The 25,861-nt window shown below is 64.1% G+C and carries 29 protein-coding genes; 9 read left to right on the forward strand and 20 right to left on the reverse strand.

Translation table 11 applies throughout. The annotated features are described in order from the left end of the window. Nucleotides 1-23: 23 nt before the first annotated feature. From ACAM58_RS18740 to ACAM58_RS18820, 17 genes are all read right to left on the reverse strand, one after another. On the reverse strand, nucleotides 24-683 hold the full coding sequence (locus tag ACAM58_RS18740; protein ID WP_018907427.1) for an FABP family protein: 660 nt from the start codon (nucleotides 681-683) through the stop codon (nucleotides 24-26). Nucleotides 684-731: 48 nt separating this feature from the next. Then, a complete protein-coding gene (locus ACAM58_RS18745; protein ID WP_015866631.1) occupies nucleotides 732-2,045 on the reverse strand; it encodes a hemolysin family protein in 1,314 nt (437 codons plus the stop codon). A 31-nt stretch (nucleotides 2,046-2,076) separates the two neighbouring features. Beyond that, nucleotides 2,077-2,700, reverse strand: coding sequence for a recombinase family protein (locus tag ACAM58_RS18750; protein WP_369663269.1), 624 nt, complete (start codon nucleotides 2,698-2,700; stop codon nucleotides 2,077-2,079). Between the two features lie 358 nt (nucleotides 2,701-3,058). After that, nucleotides 3,059-4,279: a zonular occludens toxin domain-containing protein gene (locus tag ACAM58_RS18755; protein WP_369663270.1), complete on the reverse strand. Its 1,221-nt coding sequence runs from the start codon at nucleotides 4,277-4,279 to the stop codon at nucleotides 3,059-3,061. Beyond that, nucleotides 4,276-4,611, reverse strand: a complete 336-nt coding sequence (locus ACAM58_RS18760) for a DUF2523 family protein (protein WP_369663271.1) — start codon at nucleotides 4,609-4,611, stop codon at nucleotides 4,276-4,278. The genes ACAM58_RS18755 and ACAM58_RS18760 overlap by 4 nt, the downstream gene beginning before the upstream one ends. Nucleotide 4,612: 1 nt before the next feature. After that, the gene (locus ACAM58_RS18765; RefSeq protein ID WP_369663272.1) at nucleotides 4,613-6,049 is read right to left on the reverse strand and encodes a hypothetical protein; all 1,437 of its coding nucleotides are present in this window, start codon (nucleotides 6,047-6,049) and stop codon (nucleotides 4,613-4,615) included. Nucleotides 6,050-6,150: 101 nt separating this feature from the next. Beyond that, nucleotides 6,151-6,396 carry a hypothetical protein gene (locus tag ACAM58_RS18770; protein ID WP_369663273.1) on the reverse strand — a complete coding sequence of 82 codons (246 nt, stop codon included), beginning with the start codon at nucleotides 6,394-6,396 and terminating at the stop codon, nucleotides 6,151-6,153. Between the two features lie 83 nt (nucleotides 6,397-6,479). After that, the gene (locus ACAM58_RS18775) at nucleotides 6,480-6,692 is read right to left on the reverse strand and encodes a hypothetical protein (RefSeq protein WP_369663274.1); all 213 of its coding nucleotides are present in this window, start codon (nucleotides 6,690-6,692) and stop codon (nucleotides 6,480-6,482) included. Between the two features lie 168 nt (nucleotides 6,693-6,860). After that, nucleotides 6,861-7,001 carry a hypothetical protein gene (locus tag ACAM58_RS18780; RefSeq protein ID WP_369663275.1) on the reverse strand — a complete coding sequence of 47 codons (141 nt, stop codon included), beginning with the start codon at nucleotides 6,999-7,001 and terminating at the stop codon, nucleotides 6,861-6,863. 85 nt (nucleotides 7,002-7,086) lie between these two features. Then, complete coding sequence (locus ACAM58_RS18785; RefSeq protein WP_369663276.1) at nucleotides 7,087-7,224, reverse strand: hypothetical protein; 138 nt, start codon at nucleotides 7,222-7,224, stop codon at nucleotides 7,087-7,089. Beyond that, nucleotides 7,224-7,487 (reverse strand): hypothetical protein, encoded by a 264-nt coding sequence (locus tag ACAM58_RS18790; protein ID WP_369663277.1) that lies wholly within the window; start codon nucleotides 7,485-7,487, stop codon nucleotides 7,224-7,226. The genes ACAM58_RS18785 and ACAM58_RS18790 overlap by 1 nt, the downstream gene beginning before the upstream one ends. A gap of 5 nt (nucleotides 7,488-7,492) precedes the next feature. Continuing rightward, nucleotides 7,493-7,810 (reverse strand): hypothetical protein, encoded by a 318-nt coding sequence (locus ACAM58_RS18795; RefSeq protein WP_369663278.1) that lies wholly within the window; start codon nucleotides 7,808-7,810, stop codon nucleotides 7,493-7,495. A 21-nt stretch (nucleotides 7,811-7,831) separates the two neighbouring features. Further along, entirely contained in the window at nucleotides 7,832-9,025 is a 1,194-nt protein-coding gene (locus ACAM58_RS18800; protein ID WP_369663279.1) for a replication initiation factor domain-containing protein, read from the reverse strand. Nucleotides 9,026-9,380: 355 nt separating this feature from the next. Then, complete coding sequence (locus ACAM58_RS18805) at nucleotides 9,381-9,821, reverse strand: hypothetical protein (RefSeq protein ID WP_369663280.1); 441 nt, start codon at nucleotides 9,819-9,821, stop codon at nucleotides 9,381-9,383. A 74-nt stretch (nucleotides 9,822-9,895) separates the two neighbouring features. After that, nucleotides 9,896-10,108 carry a hypothetical protein gene (locus ACAM58_RS18810; protein ID WP_369663281.1) on the reverse strand — a complete coding sequence of 71 codons (213 nt, stop codon included), beginning with the start codon at nucleotides 10,106-10,108 and terminating at the stop codon, nucleotides 9,896-9,898. Further along, complete coding sequence (locus tag ACAM58_RS18815; RefSeq protein ID WP_369663282.1) at nucleotides 10,105-10,257, reverse strand: hypothetical protein; 153 nt, start codon at nucleotides 10,255-10,257, stop codon at nucleotides 10,105-10,107. The genes ACAM58_RS18810 and ACAM58_RS18815 overlap by 4 nt, the downstream gene beginning before the upstream one ends. Further along, on the reverse strand, nucleotides 10,254-10,583 hold the full coding sequence (locus ACAM58_RS18820; RefSeq protein ID WP_369663283.1) for a hypothetical protein: 330 nt from the start codon (nucleotides 10,581-10,583) through the stop codon (nucleotides 10,254-10,256). The genes ACAM58_RS18815 and ACAM58_RS18820 overlap by 4 nt, the downstream gene beginning before the upstream one ends. Nucleotides 10,584-10,677: 94 nt before the next feature. Between ACAM58_RS18820 and ACAM58_RS18825 the strand changes: the two genes are divergently transcribed. Together ACAM58_RS18825 and ACAM58_RS18830 are read left to right on the forward strand one after the other, a co-directional pair. Next, nucleotides 10,678-10,947 carry a hypothetical protein gene (locus ACAM58_RS18825; RefSeq protein ID WP_369663284.1) on the forward strand — a complete coding sequence of 90 codons (270 nt, stop codon included), beginning with the start codon at nucleotides 10,678-10,680 and terminating at the stop codon, nucleotides 10,945-10,947. Then, complete coding sequence (locus tag ACAM58_RS18830) at nucleotides 10,932-11,783, forward strand: symmetrical bis(5'-nucleosyl)-tetraphosphatase (protein WP_369663285.1); 852 nt, start codon at nucleotides 10,932-10,934, stop codon at nucleotides 11,781-11,783. Before ACAM58_RS18825 ends, ACAM58_RS18830 begins: the two co-directional genes overlap by 16 nt. Nucleotides 11,784-11,793: 10 nt before the next feature. Here ACAM58_RS18830 and ACAM58_RS18835 read toward each other — a convergent pair whose 3' ends face one another. After that, on the reverse strand, nucleotides 11,794-12,510 hold the full coding sequence (locus ACAM58_RS18835; protein ID WP_369663286.1) for a GNAT family N-acetyltransferase: 717 nt from the start codon (nucleotides 12,508-12,510) through the stop codon (nucleotides 11,794-11,796). Nucleotides 12,511-12,641: 131 nt separating this feature from the next. Here ACAM58_RS18835 and ACAM58_RS18840 point away from each other — a divergent pair, with 131 nt between their 5' ends. From ACAM58_RS18840 to ACAM58_RS18870, 7 genes are all read left to right on the forward strand, one after another. Further along, nucleotides 12,642-14,117, forward strand: coding sequence for a PLP-dependent aminotransferase family protein (locus tag ACAM58_RS18840; protein ID WP_369663287.1), 1,476 nt, complete (start codon nucleotides 12,642-12,644; stop codon nucleotides 14,115-14,117). 341 nt (nucleotides 14,118-14,458) lie between these two features. Next, entirely contained in the window at nucleotides 14,459-16,834 is a 2,376-nt protein-coding gene (locus ACAM58_RS18845; protein ID WP_369663288.1) for a type VI secretion system Vgr family protein, read from the forward strand. Next, on the forward strand, nucleotides 16,834-18,000 hold the full coding sequence (locus ACAM58_RS18850; RefSeq protein ID WP_369663289.1) for a DUF4123 domain-containing protein: 1,167 nt from the start codon (nucleotides 16,834-16,836) through the stop codon (nucleotides 17,998-18,000). Before ACAM58_RS18845 ends, ACAM58_RS18850 begins: the two co-directional genes overlap by 1 nt. 5 nt (nucleotides 18,001-18,005) lie before the next feature. After that, nucleotides 18,006-20,888, forward strand: coding sequence for a T6SS effector BTH_I2691 family protein (locus ACAM58_RS18855; protein WP_369663290.1), 2,883 nt, complete (start codon nucleotides 18,006-18,008; stop codon nucleotides 20,886-20,888). 8 nt (nucleotides 20,889-20,896) lie between these two features. Beyond that, complete coding sequence (locus ACAM58_RS18860) at nucleotides 20,897-22,018, forward strand: MFS transporter (protein WP_018907421.1); 1,122 nt, start codon at nucleotides 20,897-20,899, stop codon at nucleotides 22,016-22,018. A gap of 274 nt (nucleotides 22,019-22,292) precedes the next feature. Continuing rightward, a complete protein-coding gene (locus ACAM58_RS18865; protein WP_369664501.1) occupies nucleotides 22,293-23,189 on the forward strand; it encodes an MFS transporter in 897 nt (298 codons plus the stop codon). Between the two features lie 169 nt (nucleotides 23,190-23,358). After that, on the forward strand, nucleotides 23,359-23,649 hold the full coding sequence (locus ACAM58_RS18870) for a hypothetical protein (RefSeq protein ID WP_062365968.1): 291 nt from the start codon (nucleotides 23,359-23,361) through the stop codon (nucleotides 23,647-23,649). 43 nt (nucleotides 23,650-23,692) lie between these two features. Here ACAM58_RS18870 and ACAM58_RS18875 read toward each other — a convergent pair whose 3' ends face one another. Both ACAM58_RS18875 and ACAM58_RS18880 read right to left on the reverse strand, forming a co-directional pair. Further along, a complete protein-coding gene (locus ACAM58_RS18875; RefSeq protein ID WP_369663291.1) occupies nucleotides 23,693-24,658 on the reverse strand; it encodes an ABC transporter substrate-binding protein in 966 nt (321 codons plus the stop codon). Between the two features lie 29 nt (nucleotides 24,659-24,687). After that, entirely contained in the window at nucleotides 24,688-25,860 is a 1,173-nt protein-coding gene (locus ACAM58_RS18880) for a cytochrome c (RefSeq protein ID WP_369663292.1), read from the reverse strand. Between the last annotated feature and the right edge of the window lies 1 nt (nucleotide 25,861).

Genomic DNA, 25,861 nt, shown 5'->3' on the forward strand with positions numbered 1-25,861 from the left:
GCGCCCGGCGGGCGCCTGCGCCGCTACTTTGGCCGCACCGCCACGGCGGCCGGCGCGTCGGGCATCGCGAGCGGATTGCGCCCCGGCCCCTCGACGCGCGTCAGCGTGTTGCGGTCGGTGTGGTGGAAGGGCTCGGCCTGGCCCTGGATCTGCATCACCGTGTCCTGGTCGTAGGACCAGGTGCCGTCGGCGTTGATGGTCACCGTGATGTTCCACGCCAGCGTGGTGAACGCGTGCTCGATGAAGGGGTTGGACACGATGCCGTTCACCAGGCTGCCGCGCTCGGCGCTGAGCGTGAAGCGCGTGTCGTCCGCCTTGGCATGGCCGCTGGCCATGGCCACCTGTCCGCGCGGAATGGCCAGCGTGTGCAGCACCGTGCCGGTGGCCGGCTCCCAGAGCCAGTAGCCCACCTGGTCGTGGTACATCTTGGTGAGGCCGGGCTTGTGGATGTAGGTGTGGTAGCGCAGGCCGTACAGCAACTGGGGGCCGTTGGTCTGCGGATCGATGGGCTGCAGCTCGTAGCGCTCGACATAGACCTGCGTCTTGGGGCCTTCGCGCTTGGGCTTGACGTCCACGCCGCGGCTGCCCTCCCAGATGCCGGCCATGGCGCGCAGCGGCCCGAGGTTGGCGAGCGTGTCGGGGTCGGCGTTGGGCTCGGTGTAGATGTCTTCGGTGGGGTTCATGGTGTGCGGACTTCTTCTGATTTCTGGTGGGGTGAACGGGCTCGGGCCCTAGTCGTCCATCGTCGATGCCGACTTGTCGGCCGTGGCCAGCACCCGGTCGATGCGGCGCCCCTCGAGCGCGGCAATCTCGAAATGCCAGCCCGCGCAGTCGATGACTTCGCCGGTCTTGGGCAGGTGGCCGGAAACGGCCATCAGCAGGCCGGCCACGGTGTTGTAGCGCCCGCGCTCTTCTTCCGGCAGCTCGCGGATACCGAGCCTCGCGCGCAGCTCCGACACCGGCATCAGCCCGTCGAGCTCCCATACGCCGTCGGGCCGCTCGCGCGCCCAGGCGTCGGTCAGCGTGCCGGGCTGCAGTTCGCCGGTGATGGCCTCGAGCATGTCGCGCGGCGTCATGAGGCCCTGCACCACGCCGTATTCGTCGACCACGAACACCAGCCGGCCGCCGCGTTCGCGGAATTGCTCGAGCAGCTCCATGCCGGTGAGCGTCTCGGGCACGAACACGGCCGGCGCCGCTTCCTGGCCCAGCACGCCGACATGGCCGGTGCCAAGGCGCAGCAGGTGCGCCACGCTGATCACGCCGACCACGTCGTCGAGCGAGTTGCGGCACACCGGGTACCAGGAATGCACCAGGTTGAGCGCGCCGGCGTCGGCCACCTTCTGCAGCGCCTCGGCCACCGTGTCGGAGGCGTCGAGCCATTCGATGTCGGCGCGCGGGATCATCAGCGACGACAGCCGGCGGTCGTCCAGGTGGAACACGTTGCGCACCATCTGGTGCTCGTGCTGCTCGATCACGCCGGCGTCCACGCCCTCTTCCAGGCTGGCCGAGATTTCTTCCTCGGTCATGGAGCGCGCGGCATTGGCGTCGATGCGCAGCAGCTTCAGCACGGCGGCCGTGGCGCTCGCGAGCAGCCACACGAACGGCTTGGCGCCCTTGGCAAGACTGCGCATCGGGCGCGACACCCAGCGCGCCACGGGTTCCGGGTAGAGCTGGCCGATCCGCTTGGGCACCAGCTCGCCGAAGATGATGGTGAAGAAGGTGATGCCGGTCACCACCACCGCAGTGGACACCACGCTGGCCGTGCCGCGGCCCATCCCCAGGTTCTCCATCCAGACCGCGAGCGGCGCCGCGAAGGCGGCCTCGCCCACGATACCGCTGAGCATGCCGATGGAAGTGATGCCGATCTGCACGGTCGACAGGAAGTGGGTCGGCTCCTCCATCAGCCGGAGCGCGGCCTCCGCCCCGGTATCGCCCGTCTCGGCCAGTGCTGCCAGACGCGCGCGCCGGCTGGTTGAAAGGGCCATTTCGGACATCGCAAACAACGCATTCAGCGTGGTCAGCAAGGCCAGCAGGAGAACATCCATGAACGGGGGGTGAAAATGAGGACATGGCACTTTACTTCACTGGTGACAGGTAAGCGCCAAGCACAGGCAATCCTCGCGTCCGTAATTTGCGCGCTGTCGGCTTTTCCGAAAGCCACCACGTCCGCCATACCGTGGAAACCGAACAGGAGAAAATTTCCGCCAGCTGCTCGACCGTAAACAACCCGGTACGCCGACACCGCACCAGCTCGGCAGCATCTTCATCCGTCAGCACCCTCGGCTGACCACCCCACCGGACACCACGCTCATACGCAGCCACCTGACCCGCAATAGCACGCTCCCGGATCAAGCGACGTTCAAACTGTGCGACAGAGCCAAGAATCTGCAGCACAAGCTCACCGATGGCGCTAGACGTGTCTACAGGCTCCGTCAGCGAACGGAATGAGCACCCCATAGCCTCAAGCCGCTCAAGCAGCGATAACAGGTCTTTAAGGCTTCGGGCGAGCCGATCCATTTTCCAGACGACAAGCACGTCTCCGCGCCGCATGCTGGCCAACGCCCGCTGCAGCTCCGGCCTCGCACCAACTGAGCTACCCTTTTCACTGAACACCGTGCGAACCCCCGCCCGACGCAACGCATCCCGCTGCAAGCGCGTCTCCTGCTCACTCGTGCTCACCCTCGCGTACCCGATCAACAAAACAAGCCTCCTCGCTAAAACGATATAGTTGTAAGCACTTGTACAACATAAGCCAGGAGGACGCAGCTATGGGGATTCAAGACCGCGATTGGTACTGGAAGGACCGCGAAGCCAAGGCACGCGCAGAACGCGAGGCCAACACATCCCCGCCGTCAGCGGCTACCAACAACCCAGCTCCAGAGACGATGCTCAGAAGAGCAAACGCCACACAACCTCCCAAGCTATGGGGATCGGATTGGCACTGGAGCATTCAACTGCTGGTCTGGCTGTGCATCGCCGTCCTGCTTCTGCTCGCGTGGCGACTTGTGCGGTAACCGGAAACGAAACTCCAACTTCCACAGGACAGGCACACATAGCTTCAAAGGCCGGAAGCACCCGCAACGGCCGATTCTCTCGGCCTCTTTTCCGCAATCACCACTGGCATTTCCCGGGAGCCCACGGCGAGAACAGGCGCATCGCAAGTGATCGGATACGTCTTGCTTTCATAGCGCAGCACGCCGATGCAGTGCGCGAGCGGTTGCCACCTGTAGCCCGCCTCCCGCAGCTGGTCGCTCGTGATATCCATGACGCGTTGACCATTCGCGCTCACCGTGAAGGTGTACACATCACGGCTGCCCATCTTCATGCTGCCCGACAGATGAACCAGCTTACCGGTGAAAGGCTCGGGCACGGCCTCGACGCTGTCCTTTGCCGTCGCTTCGATGCTGGCGGCTTTGCGGTCCGGTGCATCGAGGACGCACTCCTCTTTCTCATTCATGTGCGCACCCTCGACGCATGGCGAGAACGGCTCAGCCTTCGCGGAGGTCACCCGCGCTTGCGTCCGGCTGTCCGCAACGACTGGCTTACTCGGCTTCTTACCAGATGGCCAGAACGCCCAGACGCAAACCACAAGCGTGAACACCCAGAAGATGCGCGTGCCCCGCTTCCACTTCACGAGCAGCGGCGACACGTCATCCGCCGTGAGCTCAGCAACAGCATTGCCCGCCGTATGCGAGCGATAGAGCTTGAAGAACTTCGGTTCGTATTTGCGCTCGCTGGTCGCAATCTCGCCGCCATTGACGCCATCGAGCACCTTGCGGATGTAGCTCTCTGACTTGCCGAACGCCGTGGCCTTGCGGACTTTGTAGCAGACCTGTACGAGGTCCTTGATCGACTGATCGATCTTGCCCGTGCTCTGCGTCATCAGCAGCACATCCGCATTTGTGTGCCGATGCTCGGCAAACCACTCCTGCACCAGGACGGGCGTCCCCAGTCTGGGGAAGACCTTGTGGCATTCGTCGATAACGTACAGCGGACCGAAGCCGTGCTTCGGATGCTTCCAGGTATCGGCGAAGTCTTCGATGTTGGCGAAGGCACGCCCGTCGCGCCCCACCGCATCGAGGTCCGGGGATTCCTTGAGCGTCTTGGTGCGCAATTCGATTAGCGCGGGATAGCTCGAATCGATGGCCCCGAACTGGTCGACGAACAGCGGAAGATTGGTGATGACCTTGCGCCCCTTCGCCAACGCAGCCAGCACGTGGAATACCGTCGCTTCATAACTCTTGCCGCCACCGGGCGCGCCCAACAGGATATTGATCATGATCCAAGCCGCGTGAAGGGAATGAGTTGCAGCACAAGACGAATGCCAATAGCCGCAGTGATGATGCTGATCGCCGTGCCAACGCCGAGCAGACCGAGGATGTTCAGCACCTCGCCGGGCAAGCTGCCCAGACCCGCAGCGCTGGTCTGCAATCCGCTCACGTCGATGGCATTGACAGCTGTCACGCAGATCTGCATGACCTGTTCAAAAGGCCAGCACGCGGCATCACGCACCAGATCCCATACGGCGATCCAGCACTTGACGAACAGCTGCCCTATCCAGACCAGGACCGCCGCGATCTTGGCAAAGAGCATCGTGAATGCTGCAGCCATATCAGCCCCCGAAAATCAACGCACGGGCGAGCAGCAGCGCGCCGATGATGACGAACAACCGCGCCCATCCCCACGTCTCACAAGGCGGCGCAACGTCATGCGTGCCGAACTGCGCCCATGAAGAGAAATCCAGATTGAGCGGCCAACTCGGGCAGGTGCCACCCGAGCCCACATCGGGCATCAAGTCTGCAGCAAGCTTGAACAGCGGTGCCTGCTTGATCTCTTCGCTTTTCATGTTCCAAATGCCGACAATGCCGTCCGGATATTTGCGAACGTAGAGGTCAGGAACTGGAGGCAGCGGCGTATCCGAGGGCGGCTCATCAACGGCCTCAGGCGTGCCGTTTGTCGTGGTACTACTAACCACATCGCCCGCCTCATTGCGCGTGACACTCGTGGTGGTCTGATTCACCGTTATGGTGTCGCCGCTGTAGGTGTAATTGATGACCGTGGTGTTTGTCGTGGTTAGCGTTTGCGTTCCACCCGAGGTTTGCTGGGAAGTTTGCGTAGTGGTCGTGCTGGTGGGCGACTGCGCCGGCCCCTCGACAGACAAGGGCTGATCCATTTCAAAGTCGCCGCCCTTGTCGGCGTAATCTCGCATGGCATCCCAAACCTTCGACGCATTGGTAGGATTCTTGATCACGTCTTCAAGCTTGGTTTGCACTTGGTCGGTCGTGATCGGTCGCCAAGCAATATCCGAGACGTTCGGCTCCGAGTGGCATGTCCCATCGGACCATTGATACTGACCGGCAGGGCAGATAGCGTTTCGAATAGCCGGGGCCGTCTCGCCGTTGCGAAAGAACGTCCCGTTCGGGTTCGTCTTCACATAAAGCCAACACTTTTCCTCTTCGAACAAGGTCTTTCCCTGCCAACCAAAGGCCTTCACGTCCTCGGCATAGATATCGCTGATGGCAAGGCAACCCGTGGACTTGGTTGCGGACCACGGTCCAGTGCGGCCAGTAATCGGACTCTTGTACTGATAGTCGCTGCCCGTCGAAGGCTGCACGCTACCCGGCACACACTCCTCCCACGCGCCGCTCGGTGTGAGCTGCATCGTTCCGCCCATCAGCCGCACACACGCGGCCTCGGCCAGCGTCTTGAATGCCTCTCCTGCGAGATAGCCACCCACGCCACCACGCAGTGCTTTACCGATGTTCGCGGGGGTCAAGACGCCTTTGACTTTCCCTTTATCGGGGGGAATATCCGGGAGCTTGAATGGCAATTCCGTCAAGCGCTCGAAATCGGACTTACCACCATTGAGGTTGGCAGGCCGGTTCAGCAGCTCACCGAAGGTGCCGCCGTTTGGCGTGACCGTGCCACGCGCTGTATTGGGACCGGTGCGGCTAAGGCCGAGACCGGAATTTCTGTTGATCTGTGAGGCATGCGCAACTACGCCGACGCACAGAATCAAGCACACGCAGAGAACGCGCCAGAGCTTCATAGCGATGCCTTGAAGCCAGCAACAAAGGCGGCGCCGCTCATCGCGCCGAGCATGAGGACAAGACCCCAGAACAGAGCAATGAGGGCGCCGGTGGTCATCGCTCAGACCTTACGGATGACGCGCTTGGCAAGGTCCGGGCCCTTGAAGACAAGGGCGATGCCGACGATCAGCAGGCCAGCCGCAACGACCTTTGCATTCACGCCCGAGAGGTCGATGGCGTCGAAGAACTGATCCAGGCCGCTGCTCGTGGTCTGCGCACTGGCAGCACCCGCCGCGGTCAGCAGCGTTGCGGGAACTAGCACGGCCTTGGTGTAGCCGCGGGCAATGAGTTGCTTGATCTTGTCCATGATGTTTCCTTTCAAAGTTGATGAAGTGGTGAACGGGAATCGCACACCGGAGACGACTGCATGCAGCCGTCTGCGCTGGTGACTCACGCTTTGCGTATGAGCGCAACAACAATGCCGAGCACCCACCCAATGCAGAAGGCCGTGAAGATCGCGCCGAAGCCGAAGGCATAGACCTTGGCGAACAGCTCGGGCGTGATACCGAAGCTCGCGAAATCGAAGGCCTCGGCCATGGGGAGCCATTGCTGGCTTTCCAACGGGCATGGCGTCGCATCGACAGAGCAGGTCAGGAAGCGCATCACGCGAGCGGATACAAGTCATCTACGAGAACCGCAGTGCCACAAGACGGACAGCGAACGGCATCGTCCCGACCCTCGGCCACCTCCCACTCCGAGTAACCATGCTCGGCCCCACATTCCGGGCAATCCGCCAGCGGATCAAAATCGTCTTCCATCGCTATCTCCCTATCAATCAAGGTCCGCGAAACCGCACTCGGGACAGACATACGAAACCATGCTGTACTCCTCGGGAAAATCGAAGAAGGTCTCCGAAGGACCGACATGACCGCACTCGGCACAGGTCATCGTTTCCACCTCTGCTTCATCCATAGCTATCTCCTGAACAGGTTGAACAGAAACCCGACGAGTCGCGATGCCACCGCGCCTACGACTCGACGGACAAAGTACCGCCACATCACTTGATCGCCGGGACTCGGCTGTTATCGCGACGGCGTGCACACTGGATGCGGTAGCGACGTTCTGCGCGTTCGCCATCGATCCAGATCAATGCGCAGATGACGAGTCCCAAGAGGAAACCGATCAGCACTTGCATCAGCCGCCCCTCTCGCCGTTACCGGCAACGAAATGCGATTGGTGTTCATCGGTGTCATCGGCCCTGCCGAGAACATCGAGGTCCACAATCACGGGTTCGTCGTCCAAGTCGGCCCAGTCGTGAACGAGTTGCGTGGCGCGCTCCGCGTCATCGACAACACCGCCCCCCGCCTGGGCCAGCGACCGCACCCATTCGGGTTGGCCGTCAGCGGGCGACGGAGCGAGAAAGCGCCCCGTTGCCAAGCTTTGGACAATGAGCCGCATGGCAGTTATGCCGCAGCCTTTGCGACACGCTCCACAGGCTTTATTTCCACGAGCGTGAGCTTTGCGCTGTCCTCGCGGCCTGCAGCCATTTCGAAGACGGCATTGGCCTTGATCGGCAGCGAGTTGCCCAGGTGCGCCCACTTGTCGAATTCCTTGGCATCGCCGAGCTTGAAGGGACGGGTCACGCGACCGATGGAACGGCCTGCACCGTTTTCCTTGAGGTCCACTTCGCAGTGAAAAGTGCAGCTGCTGAAATCGCGGCCCTCATAGGTGCCCGACGATTCCTTGACTGCGTGAACGATGACTTCGCTGTTGAACTTCATGATGTTTTCTCCGAGCCCGGTTTAATGAAGGTTCTGCGCGACTGGGCCAGATCGCGGAACCACGTATTGGTTGAAGGCTTCGCCGAACGCTTCTTGCAGGTCGGACTTCGAGAAGGACTGAAGTCGCTTGGGCAGCTTCTTCGCTGTCACCAGTTCGAGGAACTGGTCTTCATCGAGGTACTGAAAGAGCGTGGCAATCGTTGGCGCGGCCGTCTCCATAGCCCAACGTGCATTGCGCACACACTCAGCCTTGACGCTCATCAGCGCGGCCTTGGGTGTCGTCGAAACCTGTTGAGGTGCAGCGACTTCGCCCGCCTCGCGCAAGATGGCCGCATGCCAGTCGCTAGCGCCTGCGAAGAAATCGGAAGGGCGACGGAGAATGTCGCTGTCGAGATAGCGCAGCTTGTTCCCGTAGCGCAGCTCAAAACGCAGCCATGGGCTGTCCGCGTCTTCGCCGAAAAGCTGATCGCCCTTTTCGTAAATGTTGGTTTCTTTGCCCGCCTCTTTGGAGCCGAGATAGAGCGAGCGCGAACGGCCTTTGAGCCAGTTGATATCGCGCATCTTGGGACGCTGCCCGTGCACGTCGCAGAGGCCCGCCTTGTACTCTTCGCTGACACGTTCGATGCCGCCTGAGAAGCCGTCGAAGAAGTCCAGCGCAAGATCGGTGCGCGTGATCTTCGCGTCCATGTCATCGACGATGCGGGCCATGCGCTCGTTCCAACCATGCTCCGCGAACGTGCAGGCGAGGCCGTACAGATTGACGTGCATCGTCTCAGCTTGACTGCGCTGGCGCGGGCTGTCGGACGATGCACCGAAGCCGACCCATCCGACCTCGGAGCCATTGCGCTGGATCGACCAACGACGCTTGTAGAAGTCGTGACCCTTAAGCAGTTCAGCACCGCGGGTGAACTCGAAACCGAGGGCCATGCAGACCTTGTCTGCGAGGTCGGAGGCTTGCCCTGCCGGACTGCGCTCAGCGTCGGGCAGATCGTTGATGATGCTCAACAGCTTGTTGAGCCGATAGCCCTCATCCCAGATGCTGGTGGACTCGGCGCGCTTGTCGGTCAGGAACGGCGGTGCATTGCGCAGCTGGACCGTGAAGCGCAGCCAGTCAATATGGACCATTGCCCTGCTGGATTGGCGCTCAGCCAGCAAGCGGAGCTTGACCGTATTGCCATCCAGGACCAATGCATTCTTCGCTGCAACTCTCGTCATGCTGCCTCCCCTTCGGTCGAATTACTCTCCCCGTGATTACCATCGGGGTTCCTCGCGCTCTGCCGCTCCCGCTGCGCGGCGGCCCCACCCCGCAAGCGGGTCCCCGCCGCCGCTTTCGCGGTCACGGAACAGCCCGCGCAGTTGCGATCGCAGCGATCGGCCAAGTACAAGCACAGGAGAAGGCATCCGCCTTCGCTTTCCTGCTCTGCCGCGCAATGACCGGGGCACGTAAGGTCCGGCTGTTCAGGCGATACCGCGTCCTCGCTGCGCTGCGGCGATTGGCTTTGCAGTAAGGGTTGCGCAAAGGCGAAGGCACGTAAGACGCGCTGCGCAGCTTCAAAGGCCGTCATCGAGGTCATGCGCGTGGCTCCATGCCGAGCGAACGGCGACGGAAGGCGGCGGCGCGCAGCAACTGCGGATCGCCGGACGCCTCTTCGAACTCGATCATCTGAAGGACCATCTGGCGGCTGTGCTGCGCGACGGTCAGGCCACCGCGCTTGCGCAAGCCCTCTGCATCGTTCCCGCGCCCAGGCCACGTAGCAAAGTGCTGTGCGCCGTCGACCTGGTCAGGCTGTCCCCATTCCGGGGACTGTTCGACCTGGTCATCGTCTCCCCATACTGGGGACCGCTCTACCTGGTGCGCAATGGCACGCGGTCCCCGGACTGGGGAAGCCACGCCAGGTGCAGATACGGCGCGCGGATGGTCGGGGCAGATGCCGCCCGTGCGGACCTCGAAGCCATGCTTGCGGCATGACCAGTAGGTGACTTGATTGAGCCCGTTTTCTTCGCCCGTCATGAACGAGCAATTCCGGCAACAAGGCCGAGATTGAGGGGTAACGTACCCCGCGTGCTGGTGCTTCGGAATGAGCCTCATAGACGGCCCTGAACGCCTTCCAGGCGCAGCACTGCGAGCTTTGCGCGCTCCTGCTGTGTGCCGCGCTCGACGAAGGCACGCACAACCGCGCACGAGTCCTTGAACTCGGCGGCGGCATTGGCCGTGCCATTGCGGATGCTGGACGGAATCGGCGCGCGCAACACTGCCTGCGCACGGCGCTTGAGGTCGCGCTGTTCGTCGGCAGTCATCGCACACACGGGCTGCTCAACAGCCAGTTCCAAAAGCCATAGACGGCGCCGGACCCCATGCCGAACACAAAGAGCACTGCGCAAGCGCCCATAGCAATATCAAAGACCTTGACCGCGACCGTTTGCGGCTGCTCGTCGCTCGTGCTCATTGCAGCCCCTTGGAGCCGTAGAGACCGACTTGCTTCCAATTGCGATTGGTCAACGCAAAGCGAGTGATCGACTGCATCAGCTCATTGCGCGAGCAGCCCAGCTGGTCGGCAATGGCATCGAGCGTTGCCGCAATTTCCGGCTTGTCGGTGTAGTCGATGCGCGCCCGGTTGGCGCGAAAGGCACGGACACGGGCGGCAGCGTCGGCATGCACCGCCGGACGACCAACGGAGCACGCACCCGAGCCAACCCCGGCCGGAGCCGCCATAGCTTGAGTCGGGGCCTCAGCGGCCCGGGGCGTGCAATCGAGTAAAGAAGTCTGGTGCATGGCGGCTCCAAGTGGCAAAATGGGTAAACCTTTAGGGTCTACCAATTTGGTAAACCGTAACGGAATATACCAATATGGAAAAGGACGTGTCAACATGTTTTTTGAAGAGCTAGACAAACTCTCCCCCGACGACATGCGAGCCCTTGCGGCTCATGGCGTCCCACAACCACGCGTCAGCGATTGGAAAAAGGGCAGGCGCATCCCCACCCGCGCACAAGCCCTTGCGCTGGCCACCGTGCGCAACCTCAACTTCGACAAGCTAGAACGAGAGCTAACGATCCTCGAAACCAAGGCCGACGCCCAGAAAAACGCCGGCTTTGCGCAGATGCTCGCAAGCCTCAAGGGTCAATGGCACTTTTCTTGATCGGCGATATCCAGGGCTGCGACGCCGCCCTCCAGAAACTGCTCGACAAGATCGGTTTTTCACCCAGCCGCGACACCATCGTGCTGCTGGGCGACCTGGTCAACCGGGGTCCCGATTCGGCCGCCGTGCTGCGGCGCGTGCAGGGCTACGGCGCCTCGGCGCTGAGTCTGCTGGGCAACCACGACCTGCACCTGCTGGGCGTGGCGCACGGCGCGCGCAAGTCCAGCCGCAAGGACACGCTGGCCGGCCTGCTCGAAGCGCCCGACAGCGAAGCCATGCTCGAATGGGTGCGCCAGCAGCACATGGCGCTGCACATGCAGATCGATGGCGGCGACCTGCTCATGGTGCATGCCGGCGTGCTGCCGCAGTGGACGGTCGGCGACACGCTCGCACTGGCGTCGGAGGTCGAATCGGTGCTGCGTGGCCCGGCGCTGGGCGAATTCCTGCTTGGCATGTACGGCAACGAGCCCGCGCAGTGGAGCGACGCGCTCACAGGCAGCGCACGGCTGCGCGCCATCGTGAACGCGCTCACGCGGCTGCGCTTTTGCACCGCCGAGGGCGTGATGGAATTCGAGAGCAAGGACGGCATGCTGCCCGGCCCCGAAGGCTTCGTGCCCTGGTTCGACGTGCCCGGCCGCAAGACCGCCAATGCCACCATCGCCTTCGGCCACTGGTCCACGCTGGGCTGGCTCTCGCGGCCCGACCTGCTCTCCACCGACACCGGCTGCGTCTGGGGCGGGTGCCTGAGCGCGGTGCGCATCGGCGCTACCCTGGACGAGCGCGAGCTGATCCAGGTGAAGTGCGAGCAGTCGCAAAAGCCCGGCAAGCCGGACTGAGCGGCCTCACTCAGCCGCGCGGCAGCCTGAAGCGGTCGAGCGCCATGCGCTGCCGGCCCTCGGCATCGAAGTTCGCGGGCGCGAGCCAGCGCTCGAAGGCCGTGCGCAGCATGGGCCACTCGCCGTCGGTGATCGAGAACCACGCGGTGTCGCGGCTGCGGCCCTTGTAGACCACCGCCTGCCGAAAGACACCTTCGAACTGGAATCCCAGGCGCGCGGCTGCGCGCTTGGACGGCTCGTTGAAGTTGTCGCACTTCCATTCGTAGCGCCGGTAGCCGAGTTCGTCGAACGCGAGCTTCATCAGCAGGTACTGGGCTTCGGTCGACATCGGCGTGTGCTTGAGCAGCGGCGAGAAGTTGACGCTGCCGACCTCGATCGCGCCGTTCGCGGGGTCGATGCGCATCAGCGCGAGCGTACCTATGGCGCGGCCGCTCTGCGGGTCGACGACCGCGAAGTGCATCGGATCGGCGCTTTGCGCAGCGCGCTCGATGTGGGCACGGGTGCCCGCGAGATCCGCGGGCCGTTCGACGCCCAGGTAGGTCCAGTCGCGGCCGTCGGGTGCCTGCGCGTAGGCGGCATGGAGGTCGTCGGCATGCCTTGCGGCGTCGAGCGGTTCGAGCACGCAGTACCGGCCTTCGATGGCGCGGCGCGGCGGCAGCGGGCGCGCGGTCCAACCGGGCAGCAGCGGGCCGACCGGCTGGCCGTATGCGTTGTGGCGATCTGGCATGGAGAAAAGCTTTCAGCGGAGGAGATGGATGAAGCGGCACGGCCGAGGGAACCGCTAAAGTACCTTTTGCGTGGCGCCACAGGAAGTGCCACGATCCATTCATTTCATGGTGCCACGTGCCCTCTTCGCTCATGAGCCCGCCACCCCGCAATGCCACCGCCACCGCATGGCTCGAATCCCCGCTCGCCAGAGAGCGCGAGGCCGGCCCGATGCAGCGCCAGCTGCACGAGCGCCTGAAGCGCGCCATTCTCGATGGCGGCCTGGCGCCGGGCAGCCGGCTGCCCGGTTCGCGCGCGCTGGCCGAAGCGCTCTCGATTTCCCGCAACACCGTCACCGCCGCCTTCGAGCATCTGGCGGCCGAAGGCTATGTGCAGCCCGACCGGCAAGGCACGCGCGTGACCGAGCTGGCGCCCGCAAAGGTCATGCGTGCCGCCAGATCCGGCGCTGCACCGGCCACGGCACGGCGGCTCGCACGCATCCAGCCCGGCGCGCCGCGCGCCGAGATGGACGCCGCCCTGCGGCCTGGCATGCCCGCGCTCTCGCACTTTCCCGCGGCCGCATGGCGGCGCGCCATCGACCGCGCGATCCGCGGCGCCAGCCCCGCCACGCTCGGCTATGGCGATCCGCTCGGCGAACCGCCGCTGCGCGCAGCCATCGCGCGGCACCTGGCCATTGCGCGCGGCGTGCGCTGCGAGCCGCACCAGGTCGTGATCGCCGAGGGCGCGCAGGAAGCTATTGCGCTGTGCGTGCGGCTGCTGTCGAACCCCGGCGACACCGGCTGGGTCGAAGACCCCGGCTACCGCGGCGCGAAGGCGGCCATGCATGCCGGCGACATGCGCATCGTGCCGATGCGCGTCGATGCCGAAGGCCTGTGCACGAGCGAACGCGACTGGCACAGGCACCCGCCCCGGCTGGTCTACGCCACGCCTTCGCACCAGTACCCGGCCGGTGCGGTGCTGAGCATCGCGCGCCGCCTGGCGCTGATCGCACAGGCGCGCCGCCACGGCGCCTGGATCATCGAGGACGACTACGACAGCGAGTTCCGCCACACCGGCGAACCCATCGGCGCGATGCAGGGGCTGGTGGACGATGCGCCGGTGCTCTATGTGGGCACCTTCAGCAAGACGATGTTTCCATCGCTGCGCCTGGGCTTCGTGGTGCTGCCTGCGCCGCTCATGGCCGCGGTGCAGAAGCCGCTCGAGGAAATGCTGCGCGGCGGGCACCGCCACGAGCAGCTGGCGATGGCCGACTTCATCGAGAGCGGCCAGTTCAGCCGGCACCTGGGCCGCATGCGGCGCCTCTACCGCGAGCGGCAACAGGCGCTGCGGCTGGCGCTCGCACGGCACTTCAAGGTGCCGCACGAGATCGACGGCGGCCACTGCGGACTGCACCTCACGGTGCGGCTGCCGCCGAGCTTCGACGACCGACGCATTGCGGCCGATGCGCTGCGCCACCGGCTCGCGCCCACCGCGCTGTCGAGCTTTGCGATGCGGCCGCGGCCTTCGGACAACGGATTGGTGCTGGGCTATGGCAACACATCGGCGGAGCTCTTCGAGCCGCTGGTCAAAAGACTGTCGCAGCTGGCGCGTGCGGCGGAACGCAATTAAGAGTTCTTTTGTTTGAATAAAAACCGGATCGCGAATTCATTGACTACATACGTCGTATGAGTGCGTTTTTCCGGCAATTCAAATCGCTGCTGCAACTGCAACAAAATCCCCCAAATCGAAAGAGAACTTGCGCCTCGCCGCGCATTGAAATCGCATAATCGCGATCGCTTGAAACGTCTTGTCGCAGCGTACGACAACGACGCATCCAGAGCGGCCACGTCGCTCTCTTAAGCAAAAAGTAATCAACAAAAGCGACTGCAGGGAGTCCGCGTGAAACACGCCATTGCGACATCATCCGTCGCGTCCCCGGCGATCTTGCCGATCGCGTGGAGGCGCCATCCATGAAGCGCCGCGTCACCATCCAGACGCCGCTGGGCGAGGCACTGCAATTCCATCGGCTGGCGGGGCGCGAGGCGCTCAGCCAGGCCTACGCCTTCGACCTGGAATTGCTGGGTAGCAGCAATGCGCTGGACCCCAAGTCCATCCTGGGCAAGCCCGCCACCGTCGTGATGGAGACCGAGAGCGGCGCCCCGCGCCACCTGGCTGGCCTCGTCACCCGCTTCGGCCTGTCGCACGAAGACGACCGCCAAGCCTTCTACAGGATGCGGCTGCGCCCGTGGCTGTGGCTCGCCACGCGCCGAAGCGACTTCCGCATCTTCCAGGACCAGACCGTGCCCGAGATCGTCGCGGCCGTGCTGGGCCGCTACGGCCATCCGATGGAGCAGAAGCTCAGCCGCAGCTACCGCCCGTGGACCTACTGCGTGCAGTACCACGAGGACGACTTTTCCTTCGTGTCCCGCCTATGCGAGCACGAAGGCATCTATTACTACTTCCGCCACGAAGCCGAGCAGCACGTGCTGGTCTTCGCCGATGACATCGCCAGTTCGCACGCCCCGCTGCCCGACGGGGAGACCGTGCGCTACCACCCGCACGAGAAGGCTGGCATGACCGGCGGTATGGAGGCCAGCGAGCGCATCTACGAATGGGCGTCGTCGGATGAAGTGCGCCCTGGCCATTACCTCAACGACGACTACGACTTCGAGAAGCCAAGGGCCGACCTCACGAGCCTGCGGCAGATGCCGCCCGGGCACGACCACGACGACTTCGAAGGCTACGAATGGCCGGGCGGCTTCACCCAGCATGACGATGGCGAGACCTACGCGCGCATCCGCACCGAGGAACAGCTGAGTGAACGCAGCCGGGTCACAGGCCGCGCCAACCGGCGCGATCTGGCCCCGGGCTGCACCTTCACCCTCACCCACCATCCGCGCGAGGACCAGAACAGGGAACACTTGCTGCTCAGCGTGGCGTACGAACTGCAGGAGAACCTGCAGGCCAGCGAAGGCGCGGATGCTTCCGAAGGCTCCGTGCAGCGCTTCGCCTTCGAGGCCCAGCCCACCAGCTACGCCTGGCGTCCTCCGCGCACCACAGCCAAGCCGTGGACCGAGGGTCCGCAGACCGCATTGGTGGTCGGCCCGGCCGGCGAAGAAATCTGGGCAGACCAATATGGCCGCATCAAAGTGCAGTTCTTCTGGGATCGCATTGGCGAGCGCAACGAGAACTCGAGCTGCTGGGTGCGTGTGTCCACCGCCTGGGCCGGCGCCACCTTCGGCGCGGCCGCACTGCCGCGCATCGGCCAGGAAGTCATTGTCGACTTCCTCAACGGCGACCCCGACCACCCGATCGTCACCGGCCGGGTGCACAACGCCGACGAAATGCCCGCGTGGGAACTGCCGCATCAGAAGCACCTGTCAGGCCTGCGCAGCCGCGAGCTCGGTGGTGGCAAAAGCAACCACCTGGCTCTCGATGATTCGAGCGGCAAGGTGCAGGCCCAGCTCAAGAGCGACCACCAGAGCACCAGCCTGAGCCTGGGCCACGTCGGACGCATCGACGATGTCTCCGGCCGCCGGGACGACCGGGGCCAGGGCGCCGAACTGCGCACCGATGGCCACGGCGCCCTGCGGGCCGGCCAGGGCCTGCTGCTGAGCACCGAGGCGCGCCCCAACGCCCAGGCCCACATCACCGACATGCCCGAGACGGTCGCCCGGCTCACAGAGGGGCGCGATCTGCACGAAAGCCTGAGCCAGGCCGCGCAGGCGGCCAAGGCCCACGAGCCCGGCGACCAGGACGAAGTGACCAAGGCGCTGAAGGCGCAGAACGACGCCATCAAGGGCAGCGGCGGAGACAAGGCGCATGGCCTCTTCCCCGAATTCCAGGAGCCGCACCTCACGCTGGCCAGCCCCGTGGGCATCCAGACGACCGCGCAGGGCTCGACCCACATCGTGAGCGGCGAGCACACCGCCATCACCAGCGGCGCGCACACCAGCGTGGCCACCGGCAACAGCTTCCTGGTCAGCGCCAAAAATGCAGTGCGCCTGTCCGCGGCCAACGCCGGCATCCGCGTGACCGCCGCGAAGGACGACATCGACATCACGGCCATGAAAGCCAGCATCAACGCGCTGGCCAAGCTCAACATCAAGCTGGAGGCCAACCGCATCACCATCACGGCCAGGGACGAGGTGCTGATCAACGGCGGCTCCAGCTACACCCGGTGGAATGCGAATGGCATCGAGAGCGGCACCAATGGGCAGTGGCGCGCGCATGCGGCTTCGCATTCGATGGTGGGACCGAAGAGCCTGCCGACCTCCAAGGGCTACGAGGCCAAGTGCGACCTGCAGGACAGCGGCGCCGCGGGCGGCGCATCGGCCTCCCGTTAATGAACAGCGCGCTGCCCGTGCACCCGGATGCCTCGCTTCTGCTGCGCAGTCTGCAAAAGGGCTTTGCCAGGGCGCGGACGCAGGCGTCGCCTGCGCATACCTCCGTCGCCCGACCGTTGTCGGCCTTCCTGGTGCTCGAACGCTGGCGAGACAACCCGCTCGCCGAGCACCTGCAGGAGCACCATCCGCTGCTGGCCGACGAACGTGTCGACGTGCCCGACGAGATCTACCGCGGACGCCCCGAAGCAGCGCCCACCCTCGTGCCGCTGCCCGAAGACTGGGCGGTCGATGCGCCCGGTGCCAGCACCCAGGCTGTCCTGCACACGATGGCGCTCGCGCTGGCCGCGGCACGGCTGCAGAGCGAGCGCCGCCTGGTAGACCAGATGTTTTGCGCCGTCGTCTTCAGTCCGGCAACGCCTGCGAGCATTGCAGCCCACTGGACCCGCCTCGGCTTTCAGACCTCGCCCGCTGATGGGAAAGACAAACTGTTCCGCTACCAGGATGCACGCGTCATGCAGCGCGTGTGGCCACTGCTCGACGACGCGCAGCGTTTGCAGTGGCTCGGGCCGGTGACGGAATGGTGGGCGTTGAGCCAACCCTGGCAGCCTTGGCCATACGCTGAAGCATTCGCCACGGGTGGAGAAGCACCTGCCGGCAGTGGCGAAGATGCGCCCGAATGGTTCATTGCCACCCGGCCGGTCTTGTCCCAGGCTGCGGCTCCAGAACCACGGCACGAAACCATGCGCCATCTTCTGCGCCTCGATCAATGGCATGCGGCACACGGCGCAACGACGGGTACACGGCTGTGGCTGAGCATGGCTTCGCGACGAATCCCCGTTCAACGCCAACCCGATGGAGAGACGATGACCCGGCTCCTTCGCCAAGGGGTTGAATTGGGATTGAGCCAGGAATCGGATCTGTCCGAATTCGTGGACGCGTCATGGCGGGCGCATCACTACGATGACCGACTCATCGTGCGCGACTGGTCGACACCCCGGGACGCGGCCGTGTTGCGGCAGACGCTCGCCCTGATGCATCCGATGCGCGATCGCATGGGCCAGCCGGGCAACAGCCACGTTGCTTCACCTGGCTTTGCCAGCGCGCTGCATGAAGCCGAGCAAGCCCTCTCGATCTCGACCAAACCAAACACTCCGCGGAGAGACTGAAGCCCATGCCTTGCGCCACCCCCTGCCGAAACTGCGATCGCAAGGGCCTGCCGATCCTGTTCACCCGCTATGCCGCCGCCTTCAGCGCGCAGGAGCAGGGGCTCGCTGCGCTCAAGCAGTTGCAGCCCACGGGGAATTTCCAGGCCCAGCCCGGCGGCGTGGCCATGCGCACGGCCCTCTACGGCGTGCGCATGCTGCGGCCAGGCTATCTGTATGTGCGGATTCAGAACGTGTGCAAGGCCCACCCCGAGTGGCTTGCCTACATCGTGCACCCCCACGGCTACCTGGCGCAGTTCGACGTCGGGTTTCCGGAGGCCGCCAAGTCGAACCCCGCCTGTGAAATGGAAGTGCGCGGCGCCAATGCCTCCATGGTGTGGGTGGCGGACGCCAAGAACGTCACCGAGCTGCACTACATGTTCCACCCGGACCCCATCGTGCCCAAGCACCTGTTCGAGCACATCGAGCCCCAGCGCGACACCTACATGCAGAAGTTCGATGTCGCAGGATGGCTGGGCGGCAACACGAGCCAGAAAGACACCTGCCAACCCGGACAGCTCAACAGCCAGGTGATGGAATTTTCGGCACTGAAGGACACCGCCGTACAGACCGTGGGCAGCGAACAGCACTACGGCCTCATGGGCGTACACGGCGCTGAGCGCGAGTGGGGCACCTACGAGGAGGCGCGCACCGGCCGGCATTTCGAAAAGGTGCGCAACGAGACGCGCCGCGCCGACGGCAGCGTGGCCGTCACCGACACGAGCCCTGTCACCGGCATGGCGATTGGCCCCTACATCGCACGCATCACCGGCCCGCTCTACAAGGACGCGCATGGCCCCCGGCTGCGGAAGATGGCCGAGTTCCTGACGCAGCACAATGGTGCCGTCGTTGCATGCGACGACCCCATCGGCATTGCCCAGGAACTCAGCCTGCACCATCTCACCGCGGCCATGCCGTATGTGCAGTGGCTCAAGGAGGTCGATGCCTCGGACCCCGGCAACGCGACCGTGACGAATGCATGGAAGCACGCCGCCAGCGAGAGCATCAAGACCGTGCGCGGAGCCCTCTACAAGAAGGCCATGGGCTTGTACGACGCCGAAACGGACCGCCTGAAGAGCGTGCACGACGTCCTGGGCCAGCGGCGCGCCTACCCCGTGAGCACGACGATGGTTCGGCAAAAAGACGGGACCTATGCCGAGATGTCCGTCGAGGCGATGCGGGCGCAGCGCCGGGAAGCGCTGGAGGGAGAAATTGCCGCGCGTGAATCGGACCGGCGGCTCATCAGCGATGCGGAGTCCAAGGCCGCCCTCGAGACGACGCTTGCGCATGTCGATGAAGCCCGGCTCAACAAGTTCGACGCCGATCACATGGCGCAGATCGAGAAACGCGACAAGTGCATGGACAAGATCAGCGAAGACCTGATCGCCTGGCTCCAATGCGATGCCCTCCTGGTCAAGACACTCGGGCGATACGACCGCAAGCCGAGCGGCATCGAAACCCGCGATGGTGCGCGCTGCGCGGGCCAGTTGTGCGCCATTCTGGAAACCATGGACAGCAGCCCACGCGGGCGCAAGTGGTATGCCGATCTCCAGTTGTTCAAGGACGACCCGAAGAACCTCGTGTGGCGCATGGCGACGCTGAACAACGAGGCGATCTCGCAGGAGTTGACGCGCGTGCTGGACACACTGAAGGACACGCTGCCGCCGGCCACTGAGGTGACGGATGCTGAAACGGCCGAAGAGAGCGCGCGGCAGCAGCGCGCCTGGGCCGCGATGGCGGCAGCGCTGGAGAAGATCCCGAAGACGCTTGAGGGCAGCCAGACGCTGATCAAGGAGGCCAAGAAGCTCGGCGACCGCGGATCGAGCACGCTGGCAAGAGTTCAGTCGCTGCAGAAGATCGCCGAAACGGCGATGAAGAATGTTCACTCGGTATGGGGTATCGCAGTGGTGCAGGCAGCCCGGAATCTGGGGGCCTCGGCGTTGGAGTTGAACTTGGCAAAAGCGCAGATTGTGTTGCTGTCACACGGCCTGGGTGACAACGCCATCGAGTTCGTACGCCAGGAGAAACGTCTGCTGAACGAGAAGTTGGAGGCCGATGGAAAACGCGTCGCGTACAGCAACAAGCACAACCCCCAGCCAGGTGGTCGAACATGGAATCGGCGCTACGACCACAAGGCCGAGAAGCTACAGGCGCGTGTGGATCGGGCGCTGACCCTGGGCACGGAGAAAGCGGTGCAGAACATGCGCATTCCCTCGGTGATCGGTGGTCTCGAAATCTTCGGCCTGATTCCAACTCTGGGGCGAGCGAGCGAACGCAGCGATGATCCGAGGGCGGGCAGCCAGGGGGCTGGGGCAATCGTCAGTGCGATGGGAACCTGGAGTAGCTGGCGCTCCGATTACTACGAAAAGAACGTCTACGAAGCGATCAAGGCCGATATGCCACTGAAGGCACGCGAGAACCTGATGAAGGCGCTTGACCACGAATTGCGCATGCTGAAAATTGGCGCGGCCCATTGGGTGGCATCCGCAGCCGTGGTGGGGGTGATCTGGGATGTGATCGATGGCGTAACCGCGCATCGCGAGGAGAATCGCCTCTTGATGGCGGCCTATGTCGGACGCGCTTTCGCAGGTGGTGTCACTATCGGCACGGCGCTCACAGGCGCTTATTTCCACGATGTGGTCAAGATCGTCCGTATTTGCACGCGAATCAACCTTCTTGCGGGCGCCCTCACACTGGTTGCCAGCTATGCGATTGAAAAGCTCAAGGAAAAGGAATGGATCGACTGGCTCCAGGCCGAACCATTCCGAAAGTTGGACAGCAAGAAAACCCCGCACACCAGCGAGCGGCTCATGCTCAGTCAGCTGGCAAATGCGATTGCGGATATGGAGTGAGTTGAAGCATGTTTATCTCGGAGAATAGCTACAACAACGAGCGTCGCAGCGAGGGTGCTTCCAGGGCGGTGGCGTACTACGCCGACATCAACCAGCATACGCGGCTGTACAGTATCGACGAAGGCGCGCGCCCTCGCCAGGAGCAAGAGCCCAAGCCTTCGAGAAAGGAAAGGCTCAAGCAACAGGAAATCGCCCAGCCCCGGCTGTCTGGCATGCGGACCTTGTTGGACTTCAACGAACATTTCGTTGAATTGAGTAATGCGGGAGAGGAGAAGCGCTCACTCGGATTCATGCTTTTCGTGCTGTTCGGCTTGATCGCCCTGATGCCGGCCTACTTCATTGGCCTTCTGTTGACCGATCAGAAGCCGTATCCGCAGGATTGGTACATCGCCATGGGCATCTTGCTGGCCATTGGCTTTCTGGCCTTTCTTCTGATCTATTTCCTGATCTACCCGCACGTGCTCGCGCCGGCCTTTTTCACCAGCCTACGCGCGCGTTACCGCTTCAACCGGACGACCCGGAAGGTCTATGTGCTGCGTCCGAGGAAGTACGGCGGCAACGTAGTGCTCGACTGGGACCGTGTGCAAGCGCATGTAAGGTGGGCACCGCCCAAATCCTGGACGGCCGAGCAATTGGCATCGGATGCAACGGCACGCGAAGCACGTTTGCGCTCAACGGGGCGGGACAGTAATTTGCTGCTCTATTGGGCCCCGCTGGATGCCAACGATCCCGAGCGCAAGGGAGAAGACCTACTCTGGGTCGGGCCCACCGGCAGCGGCGAATCGTTGTGGCAGTACATCCGGACCTTCATGGAAGATGGAATGGACGCTGTGCCGAGGCCCTCCGAGCACGAGTGGCTGCGCAAAGGCTTCAGCGGCCCTGGCGAGCACTTGGAAGAAACCGTCATGCATGGCTCGCACATGCGTGATGACATCATCGGCAAAGGCACCTCGGGTGCGACCTTCACCAACTACGCGACGAACTTCCTCTGGGCGCCGCTGCACAGCCTGGCCGAGCGGCTGTGCTACTGGCCCACGTTCCCCGAAGAATGGAACAGCGACTGTGGCCAGAAGCGTCGCGAGAACGGCATCGGCCCCGAGGAGCCCATGCGATGGACCTGCAAACCTTGATGCCTAGAGCCACGCCAATCCACGGAAGGTTGCTTGGTGGACGCAATGGCGAACTCAAAGCGAGTTGATTGTGTTCCTCTCGGAGAGCGGTTATCAGAATGAGCGTCGCAGCCTGGGTGCCTCAAGGGCGTTGGCGTATTACGCAGACATCAACCAGCACACGCGGTTGTACGGAATCCATGAAGGGGAGACGTCTCGTCGAGAGGGTGGGCCCAAACCTACGAGAAAGGAAAAGCTCAAGCAGCAAAATCCCGCAAAGCCTCAACTTTACGAAATGCGCACGTTGTTCGACTTCAACGAGCACTTCATTGAGTTGAGCAATGCGGAAGAAGAAAAGCGTTCCCTTGGTTTCATGCTGCTGCTTCTGGGTGCGCTGATTCTGTCAGTACCGATATTCGGCGTCGCCACCCATTTCCTGCGACATGGAGTGCTGGATTGGGTTCTGTGCCTCATGGTCATAGGCGTTTTTGCCTTGGAGTATTTTTTCTTGTGGCCTCATTTTCTCGCCCCGGCTTTCTTCACCGGCTTACGCGCGCGCTACCGCTTCAACCGAACAACCCGCAAGGTCTACACACTGCGCCCAAAGAAGTACGGCGGCAATGTGGTGCTCGACTGGGATCGCGTGCAAGCGCATGTTCGATGGGCACCACCCAAGGCGTGGACGGCCGAGCAACTGGCAACGAGCGAGGCTGCGCGCGAAGAGCGTCTGCGCTCGGCCGGGCTGGACAGCAACCTGCTGTTGTACTGGCCCCCGCTGCACGGCAACGATCCCGAGCGCAAAGGAGAAGACGTACTCTGGGTTGGACCCACCGGCAGCGGTGAATCACTGTGGCAGTACATCCGCACCTTCATGGAGGACGGCATGCATGTCGTGCCCCCTCCTTCGAAGCATGAGTGGCTGCGCAAGGGCTTTAGTGGACCGAGCGAGCACCTGGAGGAAACCGTCATGCACGGCTCGCACATGCGCGACGACATCGTCGGCAAGGGAACCTCGGGGGCAACCTATGGGAACTACGCAGCGAATTTCCTCTGGGCGCCGCTGCACAGCCTGGCCGAGCGGCTGTGCTACTGGCCAACGTTCCCCGAAGGATGGAACAGCGACTGTGGCCAGAAGCGTCGAGAAAGCGGCATCGGCCCCGAAGAACCTATGCAATGGAACTGCAAGCCTTGATGCCCGGAAACACGCCAATGGATGCCCTTCCCCGGCTATGCGAGCAGCACCCGGACATCCATTCGGCGCAGATCGAAAGGGCCTGGTGGAGAGAGATCAACCAACACTGTTTTGCCGAGGATCCGCTGGCCAATGTGGGCCATGCAGGAACCAGATGTGAGGAATCGTCATGCGTTTGTCTACCGTCGGGATCGTTCTCGCTGTCATTGGCGCCATCCTGGCGAAAATCGGCTTTGTCGTCTTTCTAGGGGCTGCCGCTTCGATCTCTGGTGGAGGCGGAGGGCATGACCTGCTCCCGGAGCCAATGATGATGGGTTTCCTGCTCGGTGGACCCATCCTCTTCTTGCTGGGAGTGGCGATATGGCTCGGCGTGAAGATCAAGGCGGCCCTCGTGAAGGCAAAGGCACGCCGCGACGCCGCGACCATTGGCTGCAGCGACCCCGAATCACCTGCCTCGTGAGCCATAGCCGATAGCGGGCGTCGGTCGATAGCCGCGCTCCCACTCAACCCGCCACACCAAACCCTGTGTCGAAAGTCCCCTTCACATCCAGCGGCTGCCTGATGAGCCCCACCTGCCGATAGAAATCCGCCGTGCCCTGCTGGTCGGCGATGACCTGCGCATCGATGGGTATCCACTTCTGCTGGCGGCGCTCGAACTGCAGCTTGGCCGCCTCGGGTGGAATGCCGATGATGCGGGCCAGTGCAGCCGAGTAGGCATCGACGTTGCGGTACGACCAGAGTTGGGCCTTTACTACGCGCTGCAGAAAGTCCTGCAGCACCGGCCGCTTGGCGGCAATGGCGGCATCGGTGGCCGCGAGGTAGCTGAGGCCGGGCAGCAGCCCGCGTCCGCTCACGAGCACGCGCGCGTGGCGGCTGACCTCGGCCAGCGCGGTGTAGGGCTCCCAGGTGGCCCAGGCATCGACCGAGCCCTGCGTGAGCGCGAGCTTGGCATCGGCCGGGGCAAGGAAGCGGATGTTGGCCTCCTCGGGCTTGAGGCCGGCCGCGGTGATGGCCTTGAGCGTCACGTAGTGCCCGATGGAGCCGCGGTTGGTCGCGATGCTCTTGCCCTTGAGATCGGCCGCGGTCTTGAGCGGCGAATCGGGCCGCACCAGCACAGCCGTGCCGTACGAATCCGAACGGTTCGCGCCGATGGCCTTGACGCGCGTGCCGGCCGCAAGCGCAAAGATGAGCGGCGCATCGCCGATGGGTCCGGAATCGACCGCCGCGGCGTTCAGCGCTTCGGCCAGCGGCGCAGCGGCGGGGAATTCCGACCACTGGATGTCATAGCCAAGGCCTTCGAGCCCGCCGGCCGCTTCGAGCAGCGCGCGCAGCCCGCCCTTCTGGTCGCCGGCCTTGAGAACGGGGCGGCCCTGTGCGCGGGCCTGCAATGAGAAAACAGGCAAGGCCACGGCGGCGGCAAGGCCGCTTGCGAGGAGCTGTCGGCGCGATCGGTTGAGATGTGGGTTCATGGGTTCTCCGTGTTCAGTTAAAAAATCGATCAATGGATGAAGCCGCCCTTGACGACGCGCACCGGCTGCGCGTCCATGCGGGCGATCAGCGCGCCCAGGCCATCGGCAGGCAGTGCAGCAGCGCCCTGCCCCGCCGCCGTCGCAGCGGGAGCACGTTCGCTGCGGCACAGCAGGTCGTCGTCCGACCAGCCTGCCTTGCCGGGCGCACCGCGTGCGCGCAGCCAGCCGTCGCGATCGGCAATGAGCTGGGTGCCGGCGAGTTGATCGGTGCCGGCGATGAGCGCCAGCGCCTCCCATGCGGCGGCGGAGTCGGCCACGCAATCGTCGGCCGCTGCAACCGCGCTCGAAGGCGGCCGCAGCAGCACGGTGACGAGGCGCGGATCTTCGGTGGGCGCTGCATCGCCCGCCACGATGCGCACGCGCTGCCCGCGCCAGCTCGCGAGCAGGCGCGGCGGCTGCGAACCGCAGCGCACCGCCATGTCGGGCAGGCCGATGGGCTGCGGCCAGTTGCCGAGCGCGCGCAGGCTCTGCCCCGCGCCCTGCGCCTTCATGTAGTCCACCAGCGCCCAGGCCTCGGCCTCGCCGAGCTTTCCGGCGAAGCCGGGCATGGTGGGTTGGCCACCCCGCTGCGCATCGCGCGTGCCGTGGAGAATGCGCCAGAGCAGGTCGCCATCGGCGCGCCGCCACAGCAGCGGGCCGCTCAGGTCCGGCGGCCACACCGCCAGCGAGGCGGCGAGCGGGCCTTCGCCCTTGCCGTCTGCGCCGTGGCAGGCCACGCAGTTCTGCTGGTAGAGCACGCGGCCTTGCGCGATGGAAGCGGCCGTGAAGCCGGTCGGCGATGCGTGGAAGCTCGCGGGCGTCGCGGGCACCAGCACCACGTGCGACTCGGGCCAGGGCGCGGCGATCAGCAGCATCGGCACCAGCGCCAGCAGGTAGTAGCGCGGCCGCCGCCACAAGAAGGCCAGCAGCAACGCGAGCACCGCCACGGCGACGAACACCAGTGTCCACGCCAAGCTGCGCGCCTGCCCCAGGTCGATCAGCAGGTTCTCGCCCGACAGCCGCCGTGCCCATGGCCACGCCGGCTGGCCGTGCACATGCTGCGTGAGGCCGAGCGCATCGAGCACGCGCAGCAGTTGCAGCTGCGCGCCTTGCAGCAGGCCGATCAGCAGGTTGAGCCAATCGGCCTCGGGCGTGCTGCTCATC

It is taken from the genome of Variovorax sp. V116 (genome assembly GCF_041154435.1).
Taxonomy (GTDB): Bacteria; Pseudomonadota; Gammaproteobacteria; order Burkholderiales; family Burkholderiaceae_C; genus Variovorax; species Variovorax paradoxus.